At 34.8% G+C, this 26,686-nt stretch carries 21 protein-coding genes; 19 read left to right on the forward strand and 2 right to left on the reverse strand.

The window, feature by feature from the left end:
* Nucleotides 1-92: 92 nt before the first annotated feature.
* The 7 genes from N4A68_17105 (at nucleotide 93) to yihA (ending at nucleotide 8,059) form a co-directional block, all read left to right on the forward strand.
* Nucleotides 93-647, forward strand: coding sequence for an HD domain-containing protein (locus N4A68_17105; GenBank protein MCT4566012.1), 555 nt, complete (start codon nucleotides 93-95; stop codon nucleotides 645-647).
* A gap of 40 nt (nucleotides 648-687) precedes the next feature.
* Nucleotides 688-1,317: a RecX family transcriptional regulator gene (locus N4A68_17110; protein MCT4566013.1), complete on the forward strand. Its 630-nt coding sequence runs from the start codon at nucleotides 688-690 to the stop codon at nucleotides 1,315-1,317.
* A 372-nt stretch (nucleotides 1,318-1,689) separates the two neighbouring features.
* The gene (gene tig / locus N4A68_17115; GenBank protein MCT4566014.1) at nucleotides 1,690-2,976 is read left to right on the forward strand and encodes a trigger factor; all 1,287 of its coding nucleotides are present in this window, start codon (nucleotides 1,690-1,692) and stop codon (nucleotides 2,974-2,976) included.
* 32 nt (nucleotides 2,977-3,008) lie between these two features.
* Nucleotides 3,009-3,593, forward strand: coding sequence for an ATP-dependent Clp endopeptidase proteolytic subunit ClpP (gene clpP / locus N4A68_17120; protein ID MCT4566015.1), 585 nt, complete (start codon nucleotides 3,009-3,011; stop codon nucleotides 3,591-3,593).
* An 18-nt stretch (nucleotides 3,594-3,611) separates the two neighbouring features.
* Nucleotides 3,612-4,892, forward strand: a complete 1,281-nt coding sequence (clpX, locus tag N4A68_17125; GenBank protein MCT4566016.1) for an ATP-dependent Clp protease ATP-binding subunit ClpX — start codon at nucleotides 3,612-3,614, stop codon at nucleotides 4,890-4,892.
* A gap of 211 nt (nucleotides 4,893-5,103) precedes the next feature.
* Nucleotides 5,104-7,443, forward strand: a complete 2,340-nt coding sequence (gene lon, locus N4A68_17130) for an endopeptidase La (GenBank protein MCT4566017.1) — start codon at nucleotides 5,104-5,106, stop codon at nucleotides 7,441-7,443.
* The gene (gene yihA, locus N4A68_17135; GenBank protein MCT4566018.1) at nucleotides 7,433-8,059 is read left to right on the forward strand and encodes a ribosome biogenesis GTP-binding protein YihA/YsxC; all 627 of its coding nucleotides are present in this window, start codon (nucleotides 7,433-7,435) and stop codon (nucleotides 8,057-8,059) included. Before lon ends, yihA begins: the two co-directional genes overlap by 11 nt.
* 20 nt (nucleotides 8,060-8,079) lie before the next feature.
* Here yihA and N4A68_17140 read toward each other — a convergent pair whose 3' ends face one another.
* Together N4A68_17140 and N4A68_17145 are read right to left on the reverse strand one after the other, a co-directional pair.
* Nucleotides 8,080-8,241, reverse strand: a complete 162-nt coding sequence (locus N4A68_17140; GenBank protein ID MCT4566019.1) for a rubredoxin — start codon at nucleotides 8,239-8,241, stop codon at nucleotides 8,080-8,082.
* Nucleotides 8,242-8,380: 139 nt separating this feature from the next.
* Nucleotides 8,381-9,031, reverse strand: coding sequence for a DUF624 domain-containing protein (locus N4A68_17145; protein MCT4566020.1), 651 nt, complete (start codon nucleotides 9,029-9,031; stop codon nucleotides 8,381-8,383).
* 92 nt (nucleotides 9,032-9,123) lie between these two features.
* Here N4A68_17145 and N4A68_17150 point away from each other — a divergent pair, with 92 nt between their 5' ends.
* The 12 genes from N4A68_17150 (at nucleotide 9,124) to N4A68_17205 (ending at nucleotide 26,682) form a co-directional block, all read left to right on the forward strand.
* Nucleotides 9,124-10,878: a sensor histidine kinase gene (locus N4A68_17150; protein ID MCT4566021.1), complete on the forward strand. Its 1,755-nt coding sequence runs from the start codon at nucleotides 9,124-9,126 to the stop codon at nucleotides 10,876-10,878.
* A complete protein-coding gene (locus N4A68_17155; protein MCT4566022.1) occupies nucleotides 10,875-12,446 on the forward strand; it encodes a response regulator in 1,572 nt (523 codons plus the stop codon). The genes N4A68_17150 and N4A68_17155 overlap by 4 nt, the downstream gene beginning before the upstream one ends.
* 141 nt (nucleotides 12,447-12,587) lie before the next feature.
* Complete coding sequence (locus N4A68_17160) at nucleotides 12,588-13,916, forward strand: extracellular solute-binding protein (GenBank protein ID MCT4566023.1); 1,329 nt, start codon at nucleotides 12,588-12,590, stop codon at nucleotides 13,914-13,916.
* 128 nt (nucleotides 13,917-14,044) lie between these two features.
* Entirely contained in the window at nucleotides 14,045-14,926 is an 882-nt protein-coding gene (locus N4A68_17165) for a sugar ABC transporter permease (GenBank protein MCT4566024.1), read from the forward strand.
* Between the two features lie 11 nt (nucleotides 14,927-14,937).
* Entirely contained in the window at nucleotides 14,938-15,798 is an 861-nt protein-coding gene (locus N4A68_17170; protein ID MCT4566025.1) for a carbohydrate ABC transporter permease, read from the forward strand.
* Nucleotides 15,799-15,832: 34 nt separating this feature from the next.
* Nucleotides 15,833-18,070, forward strand: coding sequence for an alpha-galactosidase (locus tag N4A68_17175; protein MCT4566026.1), 2,238 nt, complete (start codon nucleotides 15,833-15,835; stop codon nucleotides 18,068-18,070).
* A gap of 28 nt (nucleotides 18,071-18,098) precedes the next feature.
* The gene (locus tag N4A68_17180) at nucleotides 18,099-20,060 is read left to right on the forward strand and encodes a beta-galactosidase (GenBank protein MCT4566027.1); all 1,962 of its coding nucleotides are present in this window, start codon (nucleotides 18,099-18,101) and stop codon (nucleotides 20,058-20,060) included.
* 697 nt (nucleotides 20,061-20,757) lie between these two features.
* A complete protein-coding gene (locus N4A68_17185; GenBank protein MCT4566028.1) occupies nucleotides 20,758-21,486 on the forward strand; it encodes a M15 family metallopeptidase in 729 nt (242 codons plus the stop codon).
* A 358-nt stretch (nucleotides 21,487-21,844) separates the two neighbouring features.
* Nucleotides 21,845-23,704 carry an ABC transporter substrate-binding protein gene (locus tag N4A68_17190; protein ID MCT4566029.1) on the forward strand — a complete coding sequence of 620 codons (1,860 nt, stop codon included), beginning with the start codon at nucleotides 21,845-21,847 and terminating at the stop codon, nucleotides 23,702-23,704.
* Between the two features lie 141 nt (nucleotides 23,705-23,845).
* Nucleotides 23,846-24,817: an ABC transporter permease gene (locus N4A68_17195; GenBank protein ID MCT4566030.1), complete on the forward strand. Its 972-nt coding sequence runs from the start codon at nucleotides 23,846-23,848 to the stop codon at nucleotides 24,815-24,817.
* Nucleotides 24,818-24,829: 12 nt separating this feature from the next.
* Nucleotides 24,830-25,705, forward strand: coding sequence for an ABC transporter permease (locus N4A68_17200; protein MCT4566031.1), 876 nt, complete (start codon nucleotides 24,830-24,832; stop codon nucleotides 25,703-25,705).
* Nucleotides 25,706-25,710: 5 nt separating this feature from the next.
* Nucleotides 25,711-26,682 carry an ABC transporter ATP-binding protein gene (locus N4A68_17205; GenBank protein MCT4566032.1) on the forward strand — a complete coding sequence of 324 codons (972 nt, stop codon included), beginning with the start codon at nucleotides 25,711-25,713 and terminating at the stop codon, nucleotides 26,680-26,682.
* The last annotated feature ends 4 nt before the right edge of the window (nucleotides 26,683-26,686 follow it).

A 26,686-nucleotide genomic window follows, 5' to 3' on the forward strand; every position in this document is an offset into this window, starting at 1 on the left:
ACTAGTTCCTTTTATTATTTTCTGACTCGACTTGTTCACTTTTTCCATATGCCTAGGGTGGTTTAGATTGTAAAGAAAGAGGTATATAAATTATGAAAAAATTTAACTATCTAATAAATAAAGCAATAGAAGAAGCAGCGAAGGCTCATAGTACCCAGTACAGAAAGGTAACGAAAATCCCATATATAGTCCATCCCTTTGAAGTAGCTCTCATTTTACAGGAAAATAGTGCCAGTGAAGAAGTAATTGCAGCCGGGATACTACATGATACCCTAGAAGATACAGAGCTTACCAAGGAAGAGATAAGGGACATATTTGGAGATAGGATACTGGAGCTGGTTTTAGGAGCCTCTGAGGAACTGGATGATAGGGAAAACACTCCTTGGCATGATAGAAAGCTCCATACAATAGAGCATTTAAAAAATGCTCCAAGGGATGTAAAGATGATTGCCTGTGCAGACAAGCTTAGCAATATAAGGAGTATGATTAAGGGCTATGATGATATGGGAGATAGACTATGGGATAGATTTAATGCACCCTATGGAAAACAAAAGTGGTACTATCACAGCTTAGTCGATAGTTTAAAAGAGCTTCAAGAGTTTAAAATGTACAGTCAGTTTAAAGAGGCAGTTAACTACTTATTTTAGTTGCAATGGGGTTGTAAATATAGAAGGAGAGGATATCATATTGTCGAAAAAGGAGTTTGAGATTACTAAACTGGAGATTCAAAAGAGGAATAGCAACAGAATATCCATATATATAAATGATAAATATGCCCTTGGGGTACATAAAGATATAGTATATAAATTAAATTTAGAAAAAGGCAAGCTTATAGATGAAGATTTTATAGAAAAAATAATAAAAACAGAAGAACAAAAAAAAGCAAATGATTATGCAATCAAGCTGTTATCCTATAGACAAAGAAGCGAAAAAGAAATAAATGATAGAATGAAACAAAAGGGTTATGAAGGAGAAGTGATTGATAAGACCATAGGATGGTTAAGGGAATACAGTCTTGTAGATGATATGGACTTTGCTAAAGAATATACTAAGGCAAAAGCAAAAAAGTATGGTAAAAGTAGAATAAAGATGGAGCTTTCTAGAAAAGGCGTTGGCGATGATATAATAACTAACATATTAGAAGATGAATTAAATTTTGAAAAACAATATAATGCTGCCCTCCAGCAAGCAAAGAAAAAAGTCAAAGCATACAAAGGAGAAGAAAGACAAGCTGTATATAGAAAATTGGGCTCCTATCTCCAAAGAAGAGGATTTTCCTATGAGATAATATCTAAAATATTAAAAGAACTTCTGTAGAAACATGATTATGGAATCAAAATTGAGAAATAAGGCAAAAAAGTATTTACAATAAACTTTATAGTGATATAATATCTATGATGATATTAAAGGTACTTTAGACCAATGGAAATCCATTGGTCTTTTAAATATAGAAACTCAATAAAGCTTTTACATTTTCATTCCTCGAATATCCTTAAAAAGTTGTCTATTCAAGAGATCAAAATGTAGATTTATTAGTGTGTTCTAAATAATTAAACTAAAAAAATTATACAACTATGGTATTATGCATATAATGTTTTATGGTATAATTAAGTGGTTATAATAGTTTAAACTTAGTGTTTTTAGTTAATAATGGAAATATTAAAATACAATAAGGAGGAAAAAATAATAATGGATTCAACAATAGTAAAAAAGGAAAATAATAAGGTTACTTTACAAATTAACGTAAGTGCTGAAGAGTTTAATAAAGCTGTTCATCAATCATATTTAAAGAACAGAAAAAGATTCAACATTCCTGGATTTAGAAAAGGAAAGGCACCTAGAAAAGTAATCGAAATGCAATATGGAGAAGGAGTTTTCTATGAGGACGCTATAAATATAGTACTTCCAGAAAAATACGATAGAGCTGTTGAGGAGCATAATTTAGAACCTGTTGATAGACCGGATATAGATATTGAGAACATTGAAAAGGATAAGGATTTAGTTTTTACAGCTTCTGTAACAGTAAAGCCAGAAGTTAAATTAGGGGAGTATAAAGGTATAGAAGTAGAAAAAATTGAGTATAATGTAACTGACGAGGATGTAGACAACGAAATAGAAAAAATGAGGGATCAAAACTCAAGATTAGTCAATATTGAAGATAGACCTGTACAAAACGATGACAATGTTATCATCGACTACAAGGGATTTGTTGGTGATGAGCAATTTGAAGGTGGAACTGCTGAAAACCAAACTTTAGTTATTGGATCAAAATCATTTATTCCAGGTTTTGAAGAGCAATTAATTGGTGCAAATATTGGGGATGAAGTAGAAGTTAAGGTTACTTTCCCTGAGGAATATCATGCAGAAAACTTAGCAGGGAAAGATGCCGTTTTCAATGTTAAAGTTAACGAGATTAAATTTAAAGAATTACCTGAATTAGATGATGAATTTGCTAAAGATGTAAGTGAATTTGATACATTAGATGAACTAAAGAATGATACAAAAAAGAAAATGGAAGAAAGTGCTAAGGATAAAGCAGAAAAGGAATTAAGAGAAAAGGTATTAGACAAAGTAGTAGAAGCTATTGAAGTTGAAATTCCAGAGGCTATGGTTGAGACTGAAATAGACAATATGCTTAGAGATTTTGATTTCCAACTAAGATACCAAGGATTAGATTTAGAAAAATATCTACAATTTACTAACAGTAAAATTGAAGATTTAAGAAAACAAATGAGAGATGATGCATACAATAGAGTGAAAACGTCTTTAACTTTAGGAGCTATTGGTGAATCAGAAAAAATCGAAGCAAATGATGAGGATTTAGAACAAGAATTTGAAAAAATGGCAGAAAGTCATAAAACAACTGTTGAAAAATTAAAAGAATCTTTTAAAGAAGAAAACTTTGGGTATATTAAGAATACTATTAAAGTTAGAAAAACAATTGACTTTTTAGTGGAAAATGCTAATGTAGCTTAATTAAATTATAAAGAAGTGAGGAGTGAGGTTATATGGCTTTAGTACCTGTGGTAGTTGAGCAGACTAATCGTGGGGAAAGATCCTACGATATATATTCTCGACTACTTAAAGAGAGAATAATTTTTTTAGGCGAGGAAGTAAATGAACATACTGCTAGTTTAGTTGTGGCCCAGCTACTATTCTTAGAGGCCGATGATCCAGATAAGGATATTCATATTTACATAAATAGTCCTGGGGGGTCTATAACTGCTGGTATGGCTATTTATGATACTATGCAATTTATCAAGCCCGATGTAGCTACAACCTGCATTGGAATGGCAGCTAGTATGGGGGCATTCTTACTTGCTGCGGGCACAAAGGGTAAGAGATTTGCACTTCCTAACGCAGAAATAATGATACATCAACCACTTGGTGGTACAAGGGGTCAAGCTGAAGACATTAAAATACATGCAGAGAGAATCTTGAAAATGAGAGATAAGCTTAATAAAATATTAAGTGAAAGAACAGGGCAACCTTTAGAGACAATAGAAAAAGATACCGATAGAGATAACTTTATGGATCCAGAAGATGCTATGAAGTATGGATTGATTGATAAAGTTATTACTTCTAGGAAATAACACAAGAGAGGTGTAGCGATGTCTAGATTTGATGACAGAAGCAAAAGCAAGCTAAAATGCTCTTTTTGTGGCAAATCGCAGGATCAAGTTAAAAGACTTATAGCAGGTCCTAATGTATATATTTGTGATGAATGTATAGAGCTTTGTCAAGAAATTATTCATGAAGAATTTGAAGAAAATTTTGATATAGTAACATCGGAGCTTCCTAAGCCGAGGGAGATTAAAGATATTTTAGACCAATATGTAATTGGTCAAGATTTAGCAAAAAAGGCTTTGGCTGTGGCTGTGTACAATCATTATAAAAGGATTGATCAGGATACTAAAAGTGATGATGTAGAACTTCAAAAAAGTAATATATTATTACTTGGTCCTACTGGGTCAGGTAAAACCCTTCTTGCACAGACATTAGCTAAAATATTGAATGTACCATTTGCCATAGCTGATGCTACGTCACTTACTGAAGCTGGTTATGTTGGAGAAGATGTAGAAAATATTATTTTAAAGCTAATACAAGCAGCGGACTTTGATATAGAAAAAGCAGAGCGAGGTATAATTTATATAGATGAGATAGATAAGATTGCTAGAAAAACCGACAATCCATCTATTACTCGTGATGTGAGTGGTGAAGGAGTACAGCAGGCCCTATTAAAGATACTTGAAGGAACTGTTGCAAGTGTTCCACCTCAAGGTGGAAGGAAGCATCCCCATCAAGAGTTCATACAAATTGATACTGGAAATATATTATTTATTTGCGGTGGAGCCTTTGATGGTATAGAAAAGATAATCCAAAAGCGTACTGGTAAGAAAGCTATGGGCTTTGGTGCTAATGTACAAAGTAAGGCTCAACTTGATATAGGTAAAATTTTAGAGAAGATAGAGCCAGAGGATTTATTGAAATATGGATTAATACCAGAATTTGTGGGAAGGGTACCTGTTGTAGTATCCCTACATGAACTGGATGAAGAAGCTCTTGTTAAGATATTAACCGAGCCAAAGAATGCTTTAGTAAAACAATATAAAAAATTATTTGATCTTGACGAAGTAGATGTAGAGTTTGAAGAAGAGGCTCTAAGAGCTGTTGCCAAAATGGCAATCGATAGAAAAACTGGGGCGAGAGGCCTTAGAAGTATACTTGAGAATTCTATGCTTGAGGTTATGTATGACATACCATCAAGGGAGGATATAACCAAGTGTATTGTGACAAAAGAGACAATAGATAAAAAAATTCCACCTACTTTAGTTCTTGCTGATCAAAAAAAGAAAAAGACTAGAAAAAAGAATGAAGAAACTGCTTCATAATGAAATGATTGATTAAGGCGAGTCAAAGTGGCTCGCTTTCTTATTACCTGTACAAAAAGTATAAGAAAATTTAAAAATGTAAAATATAATATTAATAATTTAATGCTGGAACTTGGAACCAATAAAAGTACGTTATAAAAATGCAATAAAGTTTTGTTCTTTATACTTACTTTTATTTTCTAATGAGTCCTCAAACAAAGGAGGGAATGTTATGGAAGATAATAAAAACATAGAATTGCCATTGATACCACTTAGAGGTCTTTCTGTTTTCCCATATATGGTTCTTCATTTTGATGTTGGTAGAGAGAAATCTATAAAAGCCTTGGAAGAAGCAATGGTAAAGGATCAGACTATATTTCTAACTACTCAAAAAGAGATAGATATAGATTTACCTACCACTGAAGATTTTTATGAAATAGGCACAATTTCGAAGATTAAGCAAATGCTTAAATTACCAGGCGATGCTATTAGAGTGCTTGTTGAAGGAATTAGTAGAGGTAAAATGATTAATGTAGTACATGAGGACCCATATTTTAGAGCGGAGATAGAAGAGTACGTATTAGAAACACAAGATCTTGATAAAGAGCTGGAAGCTATGATGAGGGTTGTTCTTGATGCCTTCGAAAATTATGTAAGTGTTAGCAATAAGATTTCTCCCGAGGTGATAATTAGTGTATCATCCATTGAAGAGGCTGGAAGGCTTGCAGATGTCATTGCATCCCATATGCTTCTTAAGACTGACCAAAAACAAGAGATTTTGGAAGCCTTTGACCCAAAGGATAGACTTGAGGTTCTTTATAGAATACTTCTAAAGGAAGTAGAAATATTAGAGGTTGAAAAGGAAATCAATACTAAGGTTAGAAGACGAATAAATAGATTACAGAAAGAGTATTATCTAAAGGAGCAGCTTAAAGCAATAAAAGAAGAGCTTGGAGAAGATATAGAGTACGATGATGAAATAGAAGGGTTCTATGACAAAATTGCAAAGATTAAGCTTCCTAAAAAGGTTGAAGAAAAGGTTTATAAAGAGATAGACAGACTTTCTAAGCTTTCCCAGGGGTCCGCTGAGGGTGGAGTTATAAGAACCTATGTAAATTGGATATTAGATTTACCTTGGAATAAGAAAACCAAAGACTCTATTGATATTAAGAAGGCTAAAGAAATCCTAGATGAAGATCATTATGGCTTAAAATCTGTTAAGGAAAGAATTCTTGAATATCTTGCAATCAGAAAGCTTGCTAAAAAAATGAAGGGCCCTATTATTTGTCTAGTAGGACCTCCTGGAGTAGGAAAAACCTCTATAGCGAAGTCCATTGCAAGATCGTTGAATAGAAAGTTCGTTAGAATGTCCCTTGGTGGGGTTAGAGATGAAGCGGAAATCAGAGGACATAGAAGGACATATATAGGTGCAATACCAGGAAGAATTATTTCTGCTATTAAGGACGCTGGTTCTAAAAATCCAGTATTCCTATTTGATGAGATAGATAAGGTTAGTAGTGATTTTAGAGGAGATCCTGCATCCGCATTATTGGAAGTCCTAGATCCTGAACAAAATAAGGAGTTCACAGATCATTATCTAGAAGTACCATTTGATTTATCTAATGTAATGTTTATCACTACAGCAAATACCTTGGGGACTATACCAAGACCTTTATTAGATAGAATGGAAATAATTGATGTTTCAGGGTATACAGAGGAAGAAAAGACTATAATTGCTAAGAAATACCTTGTTCCAAAGCAAATAAAGGAGCATGGAATGGAGCCCGATAATCTTCAGATATCTGAACAAACAATAAGAGGGATTATCAACGGCTATACTAGAGAATCTGGAGTAAGGGGATTAGAAAGGCAAATAGCAACTGTGTGTCGTAAGGCAGCAAGACATATAGTTGAAAATGATTCAAAGATAATCAGAGTAAATACCACTAGTTTAAATAAATATCTCGGAATATCTAGGTATAGATATGAAAAGGTTAAGGACAAAAACGAGATAGGAATTACTACAGGTCTTGCATGGACAAGAGTCGGAGGAGATACTCTGTCTATAGAGGTTACACCTATGAAGGGTACCGGTAAGCTGGTATTGACTGGTCAGCTGGGCGATGTTATGAAGGAATCTGCTAGGGCTGGGTTGAGTTATATACGTTCTAGAGTAGATAAATTAGATATTGATGAAGAGTTTTATAAAAAAAATGATATACATATACATATACCGGAAGGAGCAATACCAAAGGATGGACCTTCAGCTGGTATAACCATGGCTACGGCAGTTATTTCAGCCCTTGAGAAAACCCCTGTAAATAGAAATGTTGCAATGACAGGTGAGATTACCCTAAGAGGTAGAGTATTACCTGTTGGAGGAATAAAAGAAAAAGTTTTGGCCGCAAATAGGGCTGGCATAAAGAAAATACTTTTACCAATAGAAAATGAAAAGGATCTTACAGAGATACCAGATACGGTTAAAAGAAAATTGGAGTTTGTATTGGTAGAGCATATGGATGAAGTATTAAAGCATGCACTGGTAAAGGGAGAAAATAATAATGAAGATTAGAAGCTGTGAATTTATAATTAGTGCTGTTCACAAGAATCAGTATCCCTTGGATGAAATTCCGGAAATAGCTTTAGCTGGAAGATCAAATGTAGGAAAATCTTCATTAATCAATATGCTATTAAATAGAAAAAAACTAGCTAGAACTAGTTCTACTCCCGGCAAAACCCAGACTATTAACTTTTACCTTATAAATAATGAATATCATCTTGTGGACTTACCCGGATATGGGTATGCAAGGGTTTCTAAAAAAAGTAAAGAAGAGTGGGGTAAAATAATAGAAACTTACCTAACAACCCGTGAAAAATTGGTTGAAGTTATACAGCTGGTAGATATAAGACATAAACCCACTCAGCAAGATATACAAATGTATAATTGGATAAGGCACTTTGGGTTTAAAGGTATAGTTGTTGCTACAAAACTGGACAAGATTAAGAGAAGTCAGAGACAGAAACAAATTAGCTTAATTAGGAAAACACTAGAAATGAGTAAAGACGATGTATTGATACCTGTATCCTCTATGAATAGGGAAGGTAAAGAAAAACTCTGGGAGGCTATAGGCAGTACATTTATTCAAAAAGGATATGATATAACCATAGAAGAAGCAGCTGAGATTTAACCTTCAGCTGCTTTCTTTTTTTACTCTACTAGTTCAAACATATCCTTGCCAACACCGCAAACAGGACAAACCCAATCATCTGGAATATCTTCAAAGGCTGTACCTGGAGCTATTCCCCCATCTGGATCGCCTACCTCAGGATCGTATTCATAACCACATGGTACACATCTGTATTTTTTCATATTATATTCTCCTTTCAAATTCACTAATTTATGCATATTATTGATACAATTAGATTATACCCACAGGATAACTATTTAAAACATAAATTAATATTTTAAGGAGAGAATCATAATATGTATGTTTAACTTAGCCTATTTGTCAATAATTCATATCCTCAATTTCCAATTCTCTTCTCATATCCTCCGAGACATATTTCTTAATAATGATATTCTCCAAGATTAATCTCTCAATAACATATGCAACTGTGGCGAAGGCAAGAACGATGAATATTGGACTTATATATTTTATGGCATAATAGATCAAAACAATTAGTGACAAGCATGATATGGAAGTAAACAAGTGCTTATGGGCCAGTAGAAATGAATTGATTATTGCTTGTTTGATATTTAAGTCTATTTTTGCTAACATAGGGAATAGAAATAATGATACAATGGATATTTCAAATATCATAAAATATTGTGTACTTAATACTAAAAATGAATACCCCCCAAATATGGATATGTTTCTTAAAACTAAAGTCATTGACATAGATAATATAATAAAGCAAATTGAAAGTAAAATTCCTTGCCTTACATTTTCCTTAAAGCCCTTTACAAAGTGGTAAAGTAGTCTACCCTGCTGCTTTCTCATGGATTCATAGATAGTATAAACCATGGCAATACAAGCAGGGACAAAGGTGATACCAAAGCCTGATGCCGCCACTAAAATGAATATGATATTGAGTACCATTAAATCAAAGAGGGATGTTCCAAAACGATGAAAGAAACCGTCAATATTGAAAATATTCATGGATGCCTCCTGGTTACTTTATTAGCTTAAGAAGTAAAGATATAATGCAAGTATAGTCCTTTAAAAAGATTATGTCAAAGGATGGTGTGAATATGATAAAAGACAAATTTAAAAATTATTCAATTAGTAAAAAAATAATATATATATATCTACCCCTTAGCATAATCCCCTTGATTATAGTTGCTACTATAATCTCAGCTATTTATAAATCTAGGGTTAAAGAGGCCAGCTATAGAAATATAATTGATAGTTCTAAATTGATCATTAGCAAAATTGACGAAATGGTTAAGGATGTAAATGATTGTTCCAATATGTTAACTATAAATCTGAATACAATAATTGATGAGGTAAAGGAAAATGAAAATTATTCAGATTTTGAAAAAACGGTTGATATCAATAGAGAACTGAACAATGCTAAGATAATATTCTCAGAGGTGGAATCCATATCATTTGTAGATCGTGAAGGGAATAATTATTTTACTGATTATAGATTAAAAGAGTATCTAGCAAAAAATTATAACTGGGATACTATGGGGAAGGTTTTTGAAAGTACAGGGAAAAGTCTATGGTTGGATATGAAAAAGATAAATCATTGTATGGAAGATACTGAAAAACAATTAATCACAATGGGGAAAAAGGTTATACATATCAAGAGTGGCAAAACCCTGGGTTACCTTTTTTTAAATGTATCCGAGGACACATTTTCTTCAATGTTTAGAGGACAAGAAATAGACTATTTTTTAGTGAGTGGTAGTAAGATCATATCTTCAAAGGATAATAGCAAATTAAATGCCGAGACAACTAAGGAAATCATACAAGCAGTGAAGGGCAAGACAGAGGAGTCAATAATTACTGAAATCAATGGTTCAGATCATATAATAGTAAATGTGCCCCTTGAGTTTGAAAGCTGGAACCTAGTTGGAAGCACTGACCTAAGTACATTAACCGATGACCTATCTAAGATTACCATGCTGATAATAATAACTCTATTTACAAGCATTGTTATACAGATAATCGGAGCCAAAGTGCTTTCATATCTTATAGTAAATCCAATTAACAAGGTGAGAGAGAAAATGAAGCTTATTGGAGAAGGGAATTTTAACGTTTACTTTGAAGTAGAAGGCAATGATGAGATAGGTATGTTTTTAAGGACTTTCAATAGGATGGCTATACGAATAAAGAATCTTTTAAGAAAGGTTGAGGAAAAGGAAAGTCAAAAAAGAGAATATGAACTGGCTTTAATACAACAGCAGATCAAACCCCATTTTTTATACAATACCCTGGATATTATTTATATGCTTTCGGAGATGGATATGAAAAAGGAAACCCTTAAGGCCACTAAATCTTTAGCTGATTTTTATAGAGGAACACTCAGTAATGGAAGACAAATAATATCAATCCAAGAGGAAATATCGGCATTAGAGGATTATCTATATATTCAAAACCTTAAATACAGCGATGTTTTTGAGTACAGCATTGAAGTAGATAAAGATATTTTAAAATACAACATCATGAAGCTGACGTTACAGCCCCTAGTAGAGAATGCTATATATCATGGGTTAAAGCCTAGGGGTAGGCTTGGCAAATTAAATATCATAGGAAGAAGTATTGAAAACAAGATTGAAATTGCCGTCAAGGATGATGGTATAGGAATGAGAGAAAAGGCTGTAAGTAGATTAAATAAATCAGAATTAGGGAAAAAGCAACAGCATTTTGGACTGTTTAGTGTAAAAAATAGGATAACCCTATACTTTGGAGATGAAGCTGGTCTAAAAATAATTTCTAAGGAAAATGAGGGAACAACTATTATTATTACATTACCAAAGGTTGAGGGGGACATGGCATGATCAATGTAATGATTGTTGATGATAGGCCTCTTTTTAGAGAATATCTTATAAAGAAGTTTGAGTGGGATAAATATGGGTTTAATATCTGTGGTGAAGCAAAAAATGGAGTTGAAGCCTTGCAAAGGGCTAAAGAAACACCTCCCGATGTACTTCTAACGGATATAAATATGCCCTTGATGAATGGTCTTGAATTGTCGGAAAGACTTATTGAGGAATATCCGGATATGGGTGTTGTATTAATAACGGCCCATAGTGAATTTGAATATGCTAAAAAGGCCCTTGAGATAGGGGTATGCAGCTACATAGTCAAACCCTTTGAAAAAGAAGAGCTTATTCTAACCCTTTTAAAACTCAAGGATAATATCAATAAAGCCAATGAAGAAAATATTCAGAAGGAAGATAAGGAAAGGGATTTACTGGAATTATTACTTCAACAATTAATTTATCGTGAAAAGATTCAAAAGGATGAGGAATTTGAACAACGCTTCTCAAAGCTCGGAATATCCTTTGATTCAAAATCATTTATAGCTTCTGTCATTGAAATTAATAAAAAAGAAGATATAGGTGGTGGGAATCATATCTGGAAAAGAACCATAATAAATATGCTACAGCAAATGTTACAACCGGATCTAAATATGTTTGTAATATCCGATTATGAAGGTAGAATTGTAATTTTATCGGAAACCGATAAAAGGGATGATGAATTTTCAAAGGATGAATTAAGTAAGCTCATGAAGCTAATAAATAAACATTTAGGATTTGATATGACCATTGGGATAGGGAGACTTTATAGGGGGTTTGATGGTATTAGAAAATCATATCTGGAGGGTGTTAGTGCCATTAGATATAGCTTTGAAGTTGGTAATAATAAAATTATTCATTACAGCAAAATTTCTAAAAAAAATAAAGAATATATATTTTACTCTGCAGAGACAAATGAACTCATACTTAAATATTTAAGAAATGGGGATATTCAAGGAATCAACCGGGTGCTTATCCAGTCATATGAAGGGTTGATTATGGAAAAGGCTGAAAATGAATTTACAGAGATGATATACAAGGGGCTTCTATCCGTGCTATTTTCATATATATATCAGTCGGGTAGAGAAATAGATGACATATTGGGGGATAGAAATTATGTAATGCAAAAAACAAGGGAAAAAAACTTAAATAGGCAACTTGAAATACTGATAGACTTTTATGGAAAGACCATAGATTTTTCTAAAAAGTTTGAAAATACTCGTAGTTATAAATTGGTAAAGGGATCGAAAAAATACATAAAAGAAAACTATTTCAGACATGATCTAGCCATAAAGGATGTATCAAAATCCCAGTACATTAATGAAACATACTTGAGATCTCTATTTAAAAAAGAAACTGGTATGACGGTTAATGAGTATATCACAAATATACGGCTTGATAAAACTAAGGAGATTTTGAAAACAACAGAATATAGACTTGCAGATATTGCAGATATGGTTGGATACAATGATTCCAGTTATTTAAGTAAAATATTCAAGAAGAATATAGGAATCAGTCCCAGTAAATATAGGTATAATCATAAATAAATATCAAATAATTACGACAACCCTTTATATTTTGAAAAGTACAAATTATTATCGGATACTACATGGACTTAATACGACCATAGTATTAAGATAAGTATGTAGTCAAGAAATAATATGGGATGAAATAAGGGGGAATTTTTAATGAGGGCAAAACGTTTGATGGCTATTTTTTTAGTTGTAATGATGATGATTTTTGCATTTGCAGGCTGTGCTGCTAAGGAAGAGGCTGATTCAAATGCTTCCCAGGAAAACGTTGACACTAATAGCTCAAAGGATGAAGTAATAAATTTAAAGATTTATGCTCAATATTCAGATGAAGATACAAAGATTCCTTATGATTATGCAGTTCAAGAGCTGGCTAAGGCTTATCCAAATGTAAAACTAGAATTAGACATCCAAAGTCAGGATGACGGACAGAAGCTCCAAACCTATGCGGCAACTGGAAATTTACCAGACATTTTTCAGGTCGGGACATCTCAGATTGAAACCTTCAAGGAATCAAAAAATATTTTACTCCTAGATGAATATGTTAAAAGCACCGGCTTTGATAAAAAGATACACCCGAGTGCCAATAATTTATTGTGGAATAAGGATGGCCATGCATATGCATTTCCCTATGCTGGCAACGAACTAGTACTAATATATTATAATAAGGCATTATTTGAAGAACATGGTGCTAAAGTACCAGAGACATATGAAGAGCTTAAGGCAGCTATTGCTAAATTTAAGGAAGCTGATATAGTACCACTTTCTATCTTTGCAAAGGAGAAATGGATAACAACCGCATTATATGATGTATTTGCAACTAGATTTGATGCAGGTGGAATTAGAAAGCTTGATAGTGGAAATGGTAGTGCAAAGGAAGAGGCATATGTAAAGGCAGCTGAGAAATTACACGAGTTGATAGAATTAGGCTTATTAGCTGATGGGGCAACAAATATGAATTATGATCAGGCGGCATCTTTATTCTACGAAGAAAAGGCAGCCATGTTTATTAACGGACAGTGGGAAATTCAAGCATCTACTGAAAAACTAGGGGATAAGGTGGACTGGATGTTCTATCCTGTGTTCAGTGAAAATCCAGAAGCTAAATATGCCTTTGCAGGGGGAGGTGCCCCCGGTGGATATGCTGTATCACCCCACTCAGATCATAAGGAGCTTGCAGCTGAAGTTGCTGCATTTATCTCAGAGAAATATTGCGAAGCAAAATATCTATATAGGGCAAATCCCCTATTGGCTTTAAAGATAGACCCGTCACTAGAGCCTGTAGAAAAATTTCCTCCAATGATGGAAAAGTTAGCAAGGGAATTGCCAAATATAACATCTACAACAGCATTTGCCTGGGGACTGACAGAGCCAAAGTTCAAGGTAGCAATAGAAGATCAATCACAATTTTTACTAACAGAGGGATATTCCTCTGAAGAGTTTATAGAGGAGCTAGAAAAAATAATCCAAAGATTAAAAAAATAATATGCTATGGGGGGCTGTCTAAATGGGATGGCCCTTTTATTAAGGAAATTTCTTCAAGAAAAATCAGATGAAAATTAAGTAGGGCTGTGTTTATGGGTTTTTATTCTTAAAGGAAAAGAGGATGAGGTATGCAGAGTTTTTTTTCAAATAAAAAGGCAATAGCCATATTTGTTCTTCCGTCCCTGCTTCTATTTACAATCATAGTTTTTTATCCCCTTGCTCAGATATTTATAAAGAGCTTTTATGATTGGAATGGACTAAGTAAGGGGACATTTATTGGACTGGAAAACTACACAAGACTTTTTGAAGATACCACATTTAAGATTTCAATAAAAAACGGATTGATATTTGCGGCTTTCCTAACCATATATCAAATTGGGCTTGGAACTGTACTGGCCTTTGCTGCATCAAATATTAAAACAAAGGCTGGAGGCTTCTTTAGAATCGTATATTTCCTACCTGTTGTTCTTTCAGTGACGGTAGTTTGTCAGCTATGGCTATCGGTTTTTAATTCGGAATACGGATTACTAAATAAAATATTTGAAATGATTGGGATGGCCTTCAGCCAGGATTGGCTTAGTGAAAGGGATAATGCAATATATGTTGTTGCCTTTGTTAATGCGTGGCATTACCTAGGATATCAATTTGCATTAATTCTTGCGGGGATAAAATCTATTCCCAGTCATTACTATGAGGCGGCCCAGATCGATGGGGCATCGCCTTTTCAAGCCCATTTGAAAATCACTGTTCCTATGTTAGCGGAGACCTATCGATTTTGTCTAGTATTAGCTATTACAGGGGGATTAAATGCATTTACCCAGATGTTTATAATGACGAATGGAGGGCCTGGTACTTCAACCTACACCCTTACATATATGATGTATTCATCGGCGTTTAGAGCAACGGAATATGGATACGGTATGGCAGCAGCATCATTTTTAGTTATAGAATGCTTAATAGCAACAATAGTTATTAATAAATTAATAGCCAAGGAAAATATTGTATACTAGGAGGTGTTAAAATGGAGGCCGTTACTAGAAAAGTGAAGAAGAATAAAGTTGGTACAAGGGGAGTTTTTTATAAGGTATTTCTTTGGGTGTATGCTATAGTATCCTTTTATCCTATTATATGGATGATTTTTTATTCATTTAAAAATAATGACGAAATATTCGTATCAAATCCATTTGGGCCACCTAGGGTACTTCGATGGGAAAATTATATTAAGGCATTGACACAATACAATGTACCAAGATATTTCTTGAACAGTGTAATTGTATCTGTTGTTACGGTTATTGTAACCATTTCATTGGCCACTATGTTTGCCTATGCAACGGCCAGAATGAAATGGAAGGGTCAAAATTTTGCGAGGATATTTGTGGCTATTGGTATGTTTATACCGGTTCAATCGATTTTGATCCCCCTAGCGGTATTAGTGAGGGACCTACATCTTTCTAATAAATATTTATCCCTAATAATTCCATACTCAGCCTTCAATCTAGCCTTTTCATCCATGGTATTATATGGATTTCTAAGGAGTATACCTATAGAGCTTGAGGAAGCAGCTTGTATAGATGGAGCAGGGATATTTACAACCTTTTTCAGAATCATTGTCCCAAATTTAAAGCCAGCCATATCAACCCTTACCATCTTTACCTTTTTGCAGGCATGGAATGAATTTCCCATAGCCCTAATATTAATTACTGAGGAAAGCATGAAAACATTACCATTGGGACTACTATTTTTTCAAGGACAGTTTACCACTGATTGGGGAGCAATGGGGGCGGCAATGGCCATTGCTAGCTTACCCACAGTGATAATGTACATATTCTTTAGCAATCAAGTGGAAAAAGCTATAACCATTGGTGGGGCCGTTAAGGGATAAAAATAAATGGGTTTTAAGAATAGAGGTGTAGAAAATGCCCGTTTTTATTAATAAATATAATAAAGAATTTCATTTGAAATCAAAGGGTTCCAGTTATATATTTAAGGTTTTGAGCAATGGACATCTAGGTCAGCTATATTATGGAAAGGCAATTAGACATAGGGATGATTTTTCATATCTATTGCAATTACCAAATGAACCCGTAGGGAATGCATCATTTGTCTATGAGGGTGATAATATTTTCACCATGGAAGTGATAAAACAGGAATATCCTTCATATGGAACAACGGATTACAGGGAGCCTGCAATCCAGGTGATTCAAGAAAATGGCAGTAGAATAACGGATTTTAAATACAAGGAATATAAACTATACAAAGGTAAGCCTAAATTAAAGGGGCTTCCTGCAACCTATGTGGAGGATAAAAGTGAGGCTTCCACCTTGGAAATTATTTTATATGATGGAGTAATTGATGCTGAACTAAGGTTGATATATTCAGTTTTTGAAAACTATAATGCTATAACAAGAAGTGTAAAGATAACCAATAAAGGAAAGCAGAAGCTAAACATAGATAGGATAATGGGTATAAGTATAGACCTCCCCGATTCCGACTTTGAAATGCTTCAGCTGGATGGGGCATGGATCAGGGAGAGGCATATAAATACTAGAGCCTTGAAGCCGGGAATCCAAGCTATAGATAGTAAAAGGGGAACATGTAGTAGCTCACAGCACAATCCATTTATTGCCCTTAAGAGATTTGAAACTAGGGAAGACAGTGGAGAGGTATATGGCTTTAGCTTCGTATATAGTGGAAACTTCTTAGCCCAAGTGGAGGTAGACTACTACAATACTTCAAGGATACAAATGGGTATAAATCCCTTTGATTTCAATTGGCTGCTGGAACCCGGTGAGGCTTTCCAAAGCCCAGAAGTAGTAAGTGTATATAGTGATAGGGGCTTAAACGGAATGAGTCAAACCTATCATGGAATATATAGAAAAAGATTAGCAAGGGGACCTTGGAGGGATAGGGAAAGACCAATACTCATAAATAATTGGGAGGCAACATACTTCGATTTCAATGAAGAAAAAATAGTTAGGCTGGCGGAGAAAGCAAGGGAAGTAGGAATTGAACTCTTTGTATTGGATGATGGATGGTTTGAAGGCAGAAATGATGATACTAGTTCATTGGGGGATTGGTTTGTGGATAGAAGTAAGCTGGCAAATGGATTGGATGGATTGGCTGCTAAGATAAGGGATCTGGGAATGAAATTTGGAATTTGGTTTGAACCGGAGATGATATCTAAAAATAGTAAGCTCTATTGCAAGCATCCCCATTGGATTGTAAAGGTTTCCAATAGAAAAACCTCCCATGGAAGAAATCAGTATGTATTGGATTTGAGTCGTATAGAGGTTAGGGAAGAGATTTATTCGATGATCAGAAAAATCCTGTTGGATACTCCAATATCCTATGTGAAATGGGATATGAATAGAAATATGACGGAAATTGGTTCTCTAGGATTACCAGAAAATAGGCAAAGAGAGGTTACTCACCGTTATATCCTTGGATTATATGAAATATTAGAAAGACTTACAGCTGAATTTCCAGATATCCTATTTGAATCATGTGCCAGTGGGGGGAATAGGTTTGACCCCGCAATGTTATACTATATGCCCCAGACATGGGCAAGTGATAATACGGATGCCATTGAAAGATTGAAAATACAGTATGGAACCTCCATGGTATATCCAATATCATCAATAGGAGCCCATGTTTCTGCCGTACCGAATCATCAGCTAAGAAGAACGACGCCCTTAAAAACACGGTTTGCCGCCTCTATCTTCGGGGTATTAGGATATGAGCTTGATTTAAATAAATTGAGGGAAGTAGAGCTAGATGAAATCAAAGAACAGATAGAATTCTATAGGAGATATAGGGAATTGATATTAAATGGTAAATTTTATAGACTGATATCACCCTATACTTCAAACAGGGCAGCATGGATGGTAGTATCAGAAGATGGTAGGGAGTCTATATTAGGATACTATAAGATATTGGCAGAGCCTAATCCATCCTTTGAAAGGATCAAACTTAAGGGTCTTAGTGAAGTACTGAGCTATAGAATAAATGGGAGAGACTTGGTCTTAAATGGAGATGAGCTAATGAATGTAGGCTTATTATTGGAGCCAGAATACCTAGGAACTGCTTTCACGGAGAATACCAATTTTGTAGGGGATTTTGGTTCAAGGATTTTTATTATAAAGGCTGTGGACTAAATGGAAAAAATAAAGTGAGGGAAGTCATATGTATTTAGGTGTGGACTATTACCCAGAGCATTGGAATATACAAATGATAGATGAGGACATAAGGGCCATGAAGGAGCTTGGAGTTAACATCGTTAGAATAGGTGAATTTGCATGGTACCTAATGGAAAAGAAAGATGGAGAGTTTGACTTTTCATTTTTCGATATGGTGATTGAGAAGCTAAAGGCTCAAGATATAAAGGTGATGTTTGGTACTCCTACGGCCACGTTTCCAGCATGGCTTGCAAAAAAACACCCTTCTATATTATCCAAGGACGAGGGCTTACAAAGTAGAGCATTTGGAGGTAGAAGGCAATACTGCTATAACTCTGAAATCTATAAGAAATATAGCAAGAGGATAGTTGCTAAATTAGTTGAGCATTACAAAAATGAGGGATCTATTATTTCATGGCAAATTGATAATGAATTTGGACATGAGGGCAGTGATATGTGTTTCTGTGAAAGCTGTCAAAGGGAATTCCAGATATTTTTAAGAAATAAATATAGAAATATCCATGAGCTAAATGAAATCTATGGAACTATTTTCTGGGGGCAAACCTATAATAATTTCCATGAGATACCAATTCCATTAAAGACTATAACCACCCATAATCCATCCTTACAATTGGATTGGGCTAGATTTAGATCCTTTTCCCTTAATGATTTTGCAAAGGAGCATATAGAACTTGTTAGGAGTTTGAAGGGAGATCATCAAACCATTACAACCAACGTTGCCGGTGGATTTTTTGGTAAATACTTTGATCATGGGGAGCATGTAAAGGATTTGGATTTTGTATCCTATGATAATTATCCAGTTTGGGGAGGTCTTTCGGAACCATTACCAAGGGCTGAAATTGCCATGAACCTAGATTTTATCAGAGGACTCCAGGATAAAAATTTCTGGATTGTAGAGCAACTAATGGGTGCCCAGGGTCATACTGTCATAGGATATCTTCCTAGGCCCAATCAAGGAAAAATGTGGTCTTATCAGGCCTTTGCCCATGGTTGTACAAATATGCTTTATTTTAGATGGAGGGGTATGAACAGGGGAGCAGAGCAGTTTTGTTTTGGCATAGTGGACCATGACAATAGATATGGAAGAAAATATAGGGAAGTTCAATCCTTTATGACTGAAATTGCCGCCCACGAAGGGATTTTCAACTCAGAAATAAAATCGGATATTGCAATTTTGTATGACTACGACAATATTTGGTCATGGAACTTCCAACCACAAAGTACAGGGTATGATTTTACTAAGGAGCTAATGAGACTGTATACACCCTTCTATAATTTAAATACAAACATGGATGTAGTTCCTGTTACCCGGGATTTTACAAAATATAAGGTTTTAGTAATACCCACCTTGCAGATTATTGATAGAGACCTTGGGGATAGATTGGAAGCCTTTGCGGCAAGGGGAGGTATAATTATATTTTCCTTTAGAGCTGGGATTAAGGATAGAGATAATAATATTAATTTTGGAGATGTTATTCCATGTAATGTAAGGAAAATATCTGGGATCGAAGTAAATGAGGTAGAGTCGCTTCAGACAGGTCAAGAAGTGGGAATAGTAGGTAAAGGAAAATATAAAGGAAGGCTAGGTCTGTGTGAAGTTTGGAGGGATTTAATCACCCCAAAAACTGCCAGGATACTATATGGGTATAGGGATAAGCTGTATAGTGATAAAGCCTGTGTAACTGTAAATGAATATGGCAAGGGTAGAGTGTATTACATCGGTGGCGGGGTAGATACCCAGATTATTCAAGGGATAGCAGAGGAAGTTGTTGTTGAAAGAGGAATCCGTTATATTAATAGCCAGGATGGGCTTGAGGTATATATACGGGATAATAATGATGAAGAATATTTAGTGATTACCAATCATACCGACAAAATGAAGAAATTTAATGATATTGAGATAGGGGCATATGAAAGTAAGCTCGTAAACCGTAAAGAAGTAACTTAAAATTCAAAAAAATACCATTTTTAAAATTAAATATAAAAATAATATCAGGGCATAATATTATTAACGGGGATATAACGGTTGAGCCAAGATTTATATATGCTTCTCGCCGAGGGGTGTATATGGGTCGGCCAAAGATTGTATATTGGTCTTAGTTGGCTGGTATGCAGTCGGAGGGAAGATTCTATATGGTTGGGAAAGGTTGTATTACGGTCGTACCTAGTATTATCGTAATATGATCCCAACCTATCATATAGGGTCGAGCGAAGATTTTGCATGGTGTCGATGTAGTATTCTTATGGATTAAGCTGCTGCTAATGATTCTATGCAGTCGAAAGATTGCATAGGGTTGTTAAGATATCATGTAGGGTCGAACGAACCATTATTATGGGTGGTGACCTGCTTGGTTATGGTCGAAAGATCATGGCTGGGTACTAAGCTATCTATAATGGTGCAAGGTAGATCGTTATGTTCTCGTTATTTTATGTAAATATAGTAATTAACCTTCCTTATAGTAGAGGAAGGTCATTTTATTTTTTGAAAAGAAATTGAAACTCTCTATGGGGATTTTAGTATAGACTTTAACTTTATACTATGAAAACCCTATATATTTTAATATTTATGATAAAATTATAATTATAGAGTTTATATAGAAGGGGTTAGTATTTTGCTTGAAACCTTAAAGAAAAGGGGACTTGAAATGAAGAGTAAAAGAGGTGTATTTATGTTAATACCAACATTACTGCTTTTACATATAGGTGATGTAAAAGCCACATTGACTGAGCAGCTTGCTGATAAATATGACCTGCAATTAATGGCAGAGGATATTTCTAAAAATGCTATGGATAGCTTTACCCTTGAGCCATTATCCGAGGAAATAATTAATAGGATTAATGGCGTATCGTGGAAAAAAGGCGCTCCCGTAGAGTTTGAGGATTTATCCTATGTAAAGGTCAAGTACTGGGGTTTTGATGAAGAAGAACATATGGGGGAGTTGATTGTACATAAAAAAGTTGCTGAGGAAATCCTAGAAATATTTAAAGAGCTTCATGAAGCTAAATTCCCAATTGAGAAAATAAGGCTTATTGATGAATACGATGCCAGTGATGATCTATCAATGGAGGATAATAATACTTCATCATTTTGTTATCGAGAAGTTGCTGGGAAGAAGGGAACTTTATCAAAACACAGCTATGGTTTAGCTATTGATATTAATCCTGTACAAAACCCTTGTATCACAGGACAAAGAGTATCTCCCATAGAGGGTAAAGAATATAAGAATAGAAAAAATGTGAGAAAGGGTATGATAGTAAAGGATGATATTTGCTATAAAGCCTTTAAAAAAAGAGGATGGATTTGGGGTGGTGAATGGAAATCCCTTAAGGATTATCAGCATTTTCAAAAACAAATTGATCTAACTCAACGGTAGTAGAGTTCATCGCAAAGAGCTTTTATATAGACTGGAAGGATGCTTTAAAAATTAGTATTAGATTATTTAAAGGCTATAGATCAATAGAAGAATACAGCATAGATTACCTTGGACTTTGGTTTTCTATGTTGTTTTTTTAGTTTTTTGTATCATAAAAGACAAATCAGTTCTAAAGCACTTTTTGCAATATTTAAGGCATTATAAGCAATATATATTGTTGATATTTTGAATATAATTAAATTGAATTAAATTGAACTACGAAATCATATGTTTATGGATTTACACATAATTATTAATAAGTGACCAAGCCTATGGTTACTTAGAATGTACATATAAATTTTAGAGGGGGATTTTAAACATGAGTAAAAGGTTTTTAAGTTTATCATTGGCAGTTCTGTTAGTTTTTGTGGGGTTGATGCCCATAGGTGTAGATGCACAGGCTGTAGGGGATAATAAGCTGAGATTAGGTATAACAGCCTTTCCAACCAATGCAAATCCATGGACTCAATCTAAGCAAGCTGATAATGCACTTCAAGGCAGAGTATATTCATGGTTAGTTAAAATGAATGATAGAACCTTAGAGATGGAAGGGGATTTGGCAGAAAGCTGGAATGTAAGTAAAGATGGGCTTGTATGGACCATTAGCCTTAAGGAAAATATTGTATGGCATGACGGAGAAAAATTTGATGCAGATGATGTGATTTTCACGTATCAAACACTATTAGATTCAAAGGATAAGGAAGAGCAGACATTTAGACGTAAAAAGGATATATCGGAAGTAGAAAAAATAGAAAAGATCGATGAGTATACAGTGAAAATGACATGTTCTACACCAAAAGCAAATTTTACTACAGAACCACTTAATACAGTTAGAATAGTACCAGAGCATATTTGGGGAAAAATGACTCCACAGGAAATGCTAGATTTTACTAATGAAAATCCTATAGGAACAGGCCCCTTTAAGCTTAAGGGCAACTTTAATCCCCAAGATAATATATTTGAATTAGAAAGAAATGATGAGTATTATGATGGCACTGCAAACATAGATGGTATAATCAATATACTTTTTGAAAATAAGGATACTATGTTCCAGGCCTTTAGAAATGGTGATATAGATGTATTTAGTCCATCTAAGACCCAGGTACCTCAGCTAGAGGGAGAAGAAACCTTTAAAGTAGTGAAGTCTATGGCTCCAAAACTAACACAATTGGGCTTTAACTGCTGGACTGATCCGGAAAATCCAGATAAGTCACATCCCCTTTCAAATGGTAATCCACTATTACTAAATGCTAATATCCGTAAAGCCTTTGACTATGCCTTAGATAAAGATAAGCTTGTGGATATGGTACTTGGGGGAGTAGGAAATGTAGGCTCCACATTAGTACCAACAGCATCTGGAAAATGGCATTTGGATATATCCCACGAATATAGTCCAGAAAAGGCAATAGAGTTACTAGAAAAACAAGGATTCACTTCATTTTCCACTGAAGAGATAAGTGGTAGAGAGGTTAAGGTTCGTAAAAATGATAAAGGTGAAAAGCTTGTATTTAGACTAGCCCTATTGAGTAATGGATATGCTTGGCACTATAGGGAAAGTATGCCCTTCATGACTAAGTGGTTAGAGGAAGTAGGTATAGGACTAATCGTTGAATCAATGGATGGAAGTACCCTTAGTGAGAAACAGCAATTGGAGGGGGATAATGCCTGCGACTTTGATCTATTTATTTGGGGATGGACACCTGGATATGAGCCAGGATTTATTTTATCTGTTATGACTACAGACCAAATAGGTGGACGCTCAGATTGTATGTACTCTAATTCTAAGTATGATGAGTTATATAAATTACAATTAACGCAAGTAAATGAAGAGGAAAGATTAGAGACAATTAATGAATTACAAAAAATGGCTTTAGAAGAAGCTCCATATGTAGCTCTTTACTATCAAGGATACTATGAAGCCTTCAGAACTGATAGGTTTGAGGGTTGGGTACAGAGAAATGGAGATGGGACTATATTTAATAACACCAGCTACCTAGAAATCAAATCTAAAGCTCCAGTACAAAAGGCGGAAGAGCCTAGTGGTGATAATACAGCTAAAGATGCCTCCCCTGAGCAACCACAAGAATCCAAGGGAATACTTTCAAGTCCAATTTTATGGTTAGTTGTTATAGTAGTTGTTGTTGGTTTTATTATGTTCAATAAGAAAGATAAAAGATAAAAATAATATATAAGTTTCTGTCATATGCCTTTGCTTTCAAAAGGCATATGACAAAAAGATTGTTGCAATGGAGTCTATATAAAAAGAAGAGAAAATAGGTTCTTGATGATTTACTCACATAGTAAACGTGGAGGAATATAAATGAATCTGAGATATTTTATAAAAAAGCTAGTTCAAAGCTTAGTAACCATATGGATTGTATTAACCATAAGCTTCATATTGTTTAGAGCTATGCCCGGTGATCCTGTAAGCATGTTTGTAAAATCCGATGGTCTAGATCCCGAGGTCGCAAGGGCAATTGTTAAACAATATGGGCTGAATTTACCATTACATAAGCAGTATTTAGTATATATTAAAGATATGCTGGGAGGAAATTTTGGTCAATCATTTTCCTTTAAAAAACCCGTACTTGGCGTAATAGGTCAAAGGTTACCCAATACGATTATTTTAGCATTAGCGGCACAAATTCTTGCAATGGTATTCGGTATATTGTTAGGTACCATAGCTGCTGCTAAAAGGGGAAAGAAAATAGACGTAATTTTGTTGGGAAGTGCGCTTTTCATATATGCTATACCAGCTTTCTGGTTAGGTATTATATTATTGTCTTACTTTGGAGTAAAGCTAGGAGCAGTACCTCTTTTTGGAATGCTCACACCGGGACTTAATCATGCTTCAAAGGCTGCATATTATAAAGATGTCGCCCATCATATAATACTTCCTGCTATAACCTTTGGGTTAGCCATAACAGGAAGGTACGCAATGATCATGAGAGGATCATTATTAGACATATTCACAGAGGATTATATTACCACTGCTAGAGCAAAGGGCTTTGATAGAAAATACATTATAAAGAAGCATGCTCTTCCTAATGCCATGCTTCCAATGGTAACGGTGATTGCAATCAGTTTGGGTTTTGTGGTTGCAGGGGCTATACAAGTGGAAACTGTATTTTCATGGCCAGGTGTTGGGACATTGACAATAAAAGCACTTCAAATGAGGGATTATCCTTTGTTACAAGGTGTATTCCTAATTATTAGTTTTTGTGTTGTCACGGCTAATTTCATTGCTGATATTGTTTACATGTATATTGATCCTAGAATTAAATACGAATAAGGGGTTAGTTCTATGGGTAGAAATAAAGTTGATGTAAAATTAAAAAATTTCAAAGGCTTTTTAAAGGTATTTTTTGCTAATAGAATCGGGTTAGTTGGATTTATAATGTTGACTTCTTTTGTTGCTGTAGCATTTATTGGTCCTATTTTATATCCCTATGATATTACTGATGTAGCTAAGGGTGATATGCTTGCAAAGCCTAGCAAGGAATTTTTCTTGGGAACTGATCAGCTAGGTAGGGATTTATTTGGGGCATTGATAAATGGAGCAAAAATATCATTGATAGTTGGTTTTACCGGGGCAGCTATCTCGGTTTCCATTGGAACCTTAGTAGGTTTATGGTCAGGATATATAGGGGGAAAGGTTGATAGTATACTGATGCGTCTTACTGATGGCATGATGGTGCTTCCAGCTTTGCCACTCATAATGGTGTTAGCAGCATTATTGGGAACTAGTATCAGGAATATTATACTAGTTATTGGACTGACGGGGTGGACGGGTACGGCTAGATTAGTACGTTCACAAACCCTTTCCTTTAAAAAAAGACAATTTATTGAAAGGGCGAAATGTATAGGAGCAAGTAATGTATATATAATGATAAAGCACATTTTGCCAAATGTATTTCCCGTTATTTTTGCTAACACCATACTAGTTACATCTGGGGCCATTCTAAGGGAAGCAACCTTGAGCTTTTTAGGCTTTGGAGATCCTTTAGCCGTTAGCTGGGGTCAAATTCTGAATGGAGCATTTACAAATGGGGCGGTGAGTATAGGGGCTTGGTGGTACTATGCACCTCCAGGAATCTGTATTATTTTACTTGTACTTAGTTTTACATTCTTAGGATATTCCTTTGATGAAATACTCAATCCTAAGCTAAGGGAGAGATAGTAGCTATGGAAAATAAAAACATACTAAGGGTAGAAGATTTAAGTGTATTCTTTAAAATAAATGAAGGGGTAGTAAGAGCTGTTGAAAATGTGAGCTTTGAACTTAAGGATGGTGAGTCCATAGGCCTCATTGGAGAATCGGGATGTGGGAAGACAACAACTGCACTATCCATAATGGGAATGCTGCCAAGTAATGGATATGTAAATGAAGGAAATATCTTTTTTGAAGGAGAAAATGTAATAAAAAATGATGAAATCCAGTGGCAAAAATATAGATGGGATAAAATAGCCATGATTTTTCAAGGTGCGATGAATTCACTAAATCCTGTTATGAAGATAAGTGATCAAATAGGTGAAGCGATAAAGCTTCATCAGCCTAATGTAACAAAGGAAGCTGTAGAAAAAAGGGTAATAGAGCTTTTTAAATTAGTTGGACTAGATGAAAAGAGAATCAATTATTATCCCCATGAGTTTAGTGGAGGAATGAAACAACGTGTAATGATTGCCATGGCTTTAGCTTGTAATCCAAGGCTTATCATAGGAGATGAGCCCACAACGGCATTAGATGTTATGGTTCAAGCACAGATTATAGATCTAATAAATGACCTAAGAAGCAAATTAAGCATGAGCATGATTATTATAACCCACGATTTATCCATAATCTCGGAAATATGTGACAAGGTAGCAGTTATGTATGCTGGAAATATAGTTGAAGTTGGCTGTATTGAAGATATAATTGAAAACTGTAGGCATCCATATACCCAGAAGCTTATTAAAGCTTTTCCTAATATATATGGTGATAAAAAGATGGTTGAGTCAATACCTGGAGTTCCACCTAATTTATTAGCTCCTCCCAAGGGATGCAGATTTCATCCAAGATGTCATAAATGCATGGACATTTGTAAAACCACCGTTCCTAGGTATACTGTTTTGGGAGATGGACACCTTGTAGCATGTCATGTAGTAAAGGGGGAATAGTAGG

The organism is Maledivibacter sp. (genome assembly GCA_025210375.1).
Taxonomy (GTDB): domain Bacteria; phylum Bacillota; class Clostridia; order Peptostreptococcales; family Caminicellaceae; genus JAOASB01.